The organism is Agriterribacter sp., from assembly GCF_035444585.1.
In the GTDB taxonomy this organism is placed as follows: Bacteria; Bacteroidota; Bacteroidia; order Chitinophagales; family Chitinophagaceae; genus Agriterribacter.
The window spans coordinates 1-5,676 of sequence record NZ_DAOMOZ010000270.1; the positions used below are offsets into that span (position 1 = coordinate 1).

General features: G+C 44.9%; 5 protein-coding genes. 2 read left to right on the plus strand and 3 right to left on the minus strand.

Annotation, left to right across the window (positions count from 1 at the left end; all coding sequences use genetic code 11):
- The 3 genes from PLH26_RS19620 to feoB form a co-directional block, all read right to left on the minus strand.
- Nucleotides 1–325 (minus strand): Gfo/Idh/MocA family protein (locus PLH26_RS19620; RefSeq protein ID WP_324587719.1); only part of this gene is annotated, 325 nt, incomplete at its 3' end.
- Between the two features lie 149 nt (nt 326–474).
- Nucleotides 475–984: a hypothetical protein gene (locus PLH26_RS19625; protein ID WP_324587720.1), complete on the minus strand. Its 510-nt coding sequence runs from the start codon at nt 982–984 to the stop codon at nt 475–477.
- Between the two features lie 35 nt (nt 985–1,019).
- Nucleotides 1,020–3,143 carry a ferrous iron transport protein B gene (gene feoB, locus PLH26_RS19630; RefSeq protein ID WP_324587721.1) on the minus strand — a complete coding sequence of 708 codons (2,124 nt, stop codon included), beginning with the start codon at nt 3,141–3,143 and terminating at the stop codon, nt 1,020–1,022.
- Between the two features lie 169 nt (nt 3,144–3,312).
- Between feoB and PLH26_RS19635 the strand changes: the two genes are divergently transcribed.
- Together PLH26_RS19635 and PLH26_RS19640 are read left to right on the plus strand one after the other, a co-directional pair.
- On the plus strand, nt 3,313–4,968 hold the full coding sequence (locus tag PLH26_RS19635) for a M28 family peptidase (RefSeq protein ID WP_324587722.1): 1,656 nt from the start codon (nt 3,313–3,315) through the stop codon (nt 4,966–4,968).
- Nucleotides 4,969–5,089: 121 nt separating this feature from the next.
- Entirely contained in the window at nt 5,090–5,524 is a 435-nt protein-coding gene (locus tag PLH26_RS19640; RefSeq protein WP_324587723.1) for an IPExxxVDY family protein, read from the plus strand.
- Nucleotides 5,525–5,676 lie beyond the last annotated feature (152 nt).

A 5,676-nucleotide genomic window follows, 5' to 3' on the forward strand; every position in this document is an offset into this window, starting at 1 on the left:
CGATCATTGCATCAATTCTTTCCGGCGAAATATCAAGCGGCTTTTCACACAACACATGCTTACCCTGTAAGGCGGCTTCTACCGTGGGCTCCATGTGCATGCCGCTGGGCGTGGCTATAGTAACGATGTCTATCTCCGGGTTGCGCAGCATGGCATGATAGTCGTTAAACTCCGGGCAATTGTATTGCTTTGCCAGTACGGCTGCCCTGCCAGACCCTGCACCGCAAATTCCTGCCAGGCGGGCATTGTTAAGATGCTGAATAGATCTGGCATGAAAGTCGGCCACCATGCCGGCCCCTATAATTCCGAAATTCCAGGTTCTCATCGCGATATGAAAAAGGTAAATATACTGAAAATTATCAGTGGAGCGTGAAAGCGCCTGGCCGGCATTTCCCTGCCATTTTACGGGGGTGCTCTGCAGCTTATGCTCCGTAAGGAGTTATAACTATTCTTAAATAAAGAGTGTGCGTTTTTTTACTCTTCCTTTTCCTTATAAGCGGCATACCCGGTTTTGGGAAATACGCCGGGTGTAGCATGGCTGCCTTCGGGGAAATCGAGGTTTACATAATTGATACCGGGAAGCATGGTAAGGTTGATCACAACGGTTGAGATATATTCAGACGCGCCAAAAGAACCCATGTCGTTAGCGAAAGTAAAGGAGCTGTCAATATGCGTGTATACCGTGTCTCCCGAAAGTTTGAGGAACTCCAGGCGGATAGAAGGGTAAATGGAATTGATACCGTTAACAATGCTCTGCGGTTCGGTAATGGTCATGCTATCTTTATACACCCTCGTTTTTAATTTCTGTTCTATATCTACTGTCCAGAAAAGAACCGTATCCGGTTGTTCCATAACGGTTTCCGGCTCCGGTATATCTGTTGAGTCGGAGGTATTACCGGTATCGGCCGGCTTATCGGGACCGGAGCAGGCGATAAAAACGACAAGCACAAAAGGCAAAAGCCTGTATAATAGTTTGCAATTCATACTTCAAGATACTAAATCGGGTGGAGGGAACATTATTATTTTAATAAATTGTAGGCCAGGAAGCTTAAAACATAGGCCAGCCCCGTCATGTAAATCAACTGGATGAGCGGCCACTTCCACGAACGTGTTTCCCGTTTCACAATAGCAAGGGTGCTCATACATTGCATGGCAAATACATAAAACACCATCAGGGATACACCGGCAGCAAGTGTGTAAATTTTTGCTCCGTTTGTCCATGTGGCAGCTTTCATTTTCTCTCTCAGCGTCATATCATTTTCATCGGCGTTGCCTCCAACACTGTAAATGGTGGCCATTGTGCCTACAAACACTTCACGTGCCGCAAAAGAAGTAATAAGAGCAATGCCGATCTTCCAGTCGTATCCCAGTGGCTTAATAGCAGGCTCAATGGTTCTGCCCAGTATACCTACATAGGAATTTTCAAGGAGCGCTGTTCTTTTTTCTTCCCCCAGTTGCTGCGCATTGTCTGGTTGCTGCAAAGCCAGTTGTTCATAACGTGTTTCAACAGCTTCCATTCTTTTCGGAGGGCCGTACGTGCTCAATGCCCAGAGAATAAGGGAGATCACCAAAATTACCCTGCCCGCTTCAAATACAAAGATCTTTGCCTTTTCCACCATTATCACGAGAACATTTTTCCAGCGCGGCGCCCGGTAAACCGGTAATTCGAGAATGAAAAAGCTTTTTTCTTTAATGCGTATAAACCATTTCATTACGTACGATACCACAAGAGCCATTACCACTCCAAGGAGGTAAAGTCCGGTCATTACCAGTCCGTGCAAACTTATAAAGCCCCAGTAATAGGTATTGGGTATAACCAGTGATATTAAAATGATATATACGGGAAGCCTGGCGCTGCAGCTCATTAAGGGGGCTACCATAATGGTAAGCAGCCGCTCCTTCTTGTTTTCAATGTTGCGGGTGCTCATGATTGCAGGTACGGCGCAGGCAAAGCTGCTGATCATTGGCATTACGCTTTTTCCGTTGAGCCCCACTTTGCGCATAAGCTTATCCGTTAAAAAACTAATTCTCGCCATATATCCTGTGTCTTCCAGGATGGTGATCAGTCCAAAAAGGATCATGATCTGCGGTATAAAAACTACGATGCCGCCCAATCCTGCAACCAGGCCATTCACGACCAGGTCGCCAAACCAGTTTTGCGGTAATACGCCTGCGAGCCAGTTGCTCCATTCTCCAAATATCCATTCAATGGCATTCATGGGGTATTGCGCCAGCCAGAAAATGCTTTGGAAAAGGATGGCCAAAACGCCCAATAGTATTACATATCCCCAAAAGCGATGCAGTAAAATGTGGTCTAACCGGTCGGTAGTCCGTTGTTTTTCCCTTGGATCAGCCTCCACAACGGTTTGCTGCATGATATGGCGGATGCGGGTATAGCGTTGTGTAATTTCTTCCGCCTGTACTTTGGTATGGTTGAAGCCATGTTTTCTTTCTATTCCCTCAATCGTATCCTGCATAGGGGTATCCAGTGCAAATGATTCGTGATGAATGAGGTAATGAACGGCGGCATAATCGCTTATATGGGGAAGTATTTTTTTTATGTCGTTTATTGCCCCCCGGGATAAATCATTCATTTCAACAAAATTCCTTGCAGGAGGTTTGTACAACTGCCGGGCGGTTTGTTCAATTGCTTTTTTAAGTTCACTAATGCCCTTATCCCGGCGCGGGTTCACAGGTATTACCGGCACGCCCAGCTCTCTCTCCAGCCCCTGCACATCTATGGTAAGCCCCTTTTTGGAAGCGATGTCCATCATGGTAAGGGCTACCACAACCGGTTTTTTAAGATCTATGATCTGCGATGCAAAAAGCAGGTTGCGTTTCAGGTTGCTGGCATCTACAATTAAAACATACAGTTCCGCAGTGTCTGCCGAACCGGGATTCATCAGCACATTATAAGAAACCCATTCGTCGCTGCGCCGGGGGTACAGGCTATAGGTACCCGGCAGGTCAATGATATTGGCCGTAAGTGCGGCGGAAATTTTAGATTCACCGGATTTCTTATCTACGGTAACCCCCGGGAAATTGCCTACTTTTTGATTTAATCCTGTAAGTGCATTAAATAAAGAGCTTTTTCCGCTGTTGGGGTTTCCGAGCAATGCAATATGTAGCTGTTGTGATTTCAATACTGGCTTTTGGGAATTTGCAAAAATACGGGCAAATCAGATTGCCATAGTTACGAAATCGGTAAAGGAGTGGTAAAATATATAAATATGGCATGAAAAATGAACATATACGAAATTTAAAACGACTAATCCTAACTTTGCCGCTATGGTTACACAATTTTCACCCATAATGAAAAGAATACTATTCCTCGTTCTGCTTTCTTCGCAATGTGCTTTTGTTTTTTCACAAAGATTAAGAAAGTCCGACCGGGCGATCGTTGAAAACCTTAAAACCACCATTCATTTTCTTGCCGATGATAAACTGGAGGGCAGGCGTGCCGGCACGCCCGGTGAAAAAGCTGCGTCTGATTTTATCATCGGCCAATACAAAGCCGCGGGACTTCTGCCTAAAGGAGAGGGGGAAACCTTCCTGCAATCCTTTGAAATAAAAGATGGCAAACAGATCAATAAGGCAACGCTGTTCATAGTAAATGGCAAGGAGCTGATGGTGCAAAAAGATTATTTTCCGCTTGCTTTCAGCGCCAACGCATCAGTAGCGGAAATACCTGTAGCCACTTCCTTATCCGAAAGGGGTGCTCCCTGGTTTAAAGACATAGAGGCTGCAATAACAGAAAACCGGAAAAATCCTCATTTTGATGTATACGAGTATATAAAAAAAGAAGCTGGCATAGCAGGCCAAAAAGGCGCAACGGCATTGATCCTGTTCAACAGCGGTGATGACGGGGATAATATACATTTCAATAAAAAGGATAAATCTGAAGTGCTTGCCCTACCGGTAATTTACCTCACCAAAACGGGCAAGGAGAACTATCTTGGCGATGCCTCATCTATTTATGATATAAGGCTCAAGGTAGACATTGGTGAAGGCAGCAGAACCGGTCATAATGTTATCGGCTATATCAATAACAATGCAACCTCTACCGTAATTATAGGGGCGCATTACGACCATCTGGGCTATGGTGAGGATGGCAATTCAATGCTGCGTAACGGACAAAAGCAAATTCACAACGGGGCCGATGACAATGCAAGCGGAACAGCTGCGGTTATAGAGCTGGCCAAATTGCTGTCCAGATCAAAATCAAGGAACAACAATTATCTCTTTATTGCTTTTTCGGGTGAGGAACTGGGATTGTTTGGCTCCAAATATTTTACAGAGCATCCCACTATTGATCTGTCTGCGGTTAACTATATGATCAACCTGGATATGGTAGGAAGGCTGAGCGACAGCACTAAAACCCTTACTGTTGGCGGTTATGGCACTTCGCCGGTATGGAGCGAAGTATTGTATGATCAGAAAAGGCTTCCTTTTTCAATTAAAACAGATTCCAGCGGTACCGGTCCGAGCGACCACACTTCTTTTTACCGGAAAGATATCCCGGTGTTGTTTTTCTTCACCGGGCTGCACCAGGATTATCACAGGCCTTCCGACGACGCGGATAAGATCAATTATGTGGGTGAGCTGCAGATCATAAAATACATTGCCGGACTGGTAAAAGACCTGAACAAAAAGGATAAGCTGGCGTTTACGCGCACAAGGGATAGGCAAACGACAACAACCGCAAAGTTTTCGGTTACCCTTGGTATTATGCCCGATTATACATATAGCGGTTCCGGTGTCAGGGTAGATGGTGTAAGCGACGGAAGGCCTGCTCAAAAAGCGGGTTTAAAAACCGGGGATGTGGTGATACGTCTGGGCGAATATACCGTTAATTCACTGGAAACCTATATGCAGGCGTTAAGCAAATTCAAAACCGGCGACAGCACAACCGTGGATGTAAAAAGGGGAAATGAAGACCTGAAGTTTGATATTACGTTTGTGAAGTGAGGTATGAGGTATCAGCAGTCAGCTATCAGCGGTGAGAACCACATGTCTTGTCCTGATATTGCTCATAGCTGGTAGCTCAAAACTGATAGCCGGCAGCTTTCAACAAACGTTTTAATTACTGATGAAGCTGACAATAGACAATAGCGTGCTTGCAGAAGATTTTTTTTCCGACGCAAAAATACTCGGTATTGTTGCGCCTGTTAAAGATTACAGGTTTTGCTGGCTGCTCAACCAGTGCCTGGGTTGCGATTTTCGCTTAAACAGCGATATTGAAATACAGCTTGCCAGGAAGAACCGGCGATACTTTTTCTCGGTATACGAATATGGGGAAGCCGGCACTTCACTCGTTCATTATATATACAATAACCAGTTTGAAGGCGAATACCTGCTGCCCGAGTTCCGGCATCTCGACTTTTTATGGCTGCTGAAAGGCGATGATGTTCACGATCATTATATACATTACCTGCAGCAATCTATAAAAAACATCCAGGGCGTACAACTGATCACCCAACTGGAAAAAGAGAAGATAAGGAACAAAACGCACCTGGTGTTTTGAATTTCTGATTTGAGATTTCAAATTTGAAATCCCTGAAACCTGAGACCTGAAACCTGAAACCTGAGACCTGAGACCTGAAACCTCATATAAACTTCATCATCATGTGGAAAGAAGAAAACAACCAACTGTATAAAAAGTTTGAATTCAAAAAC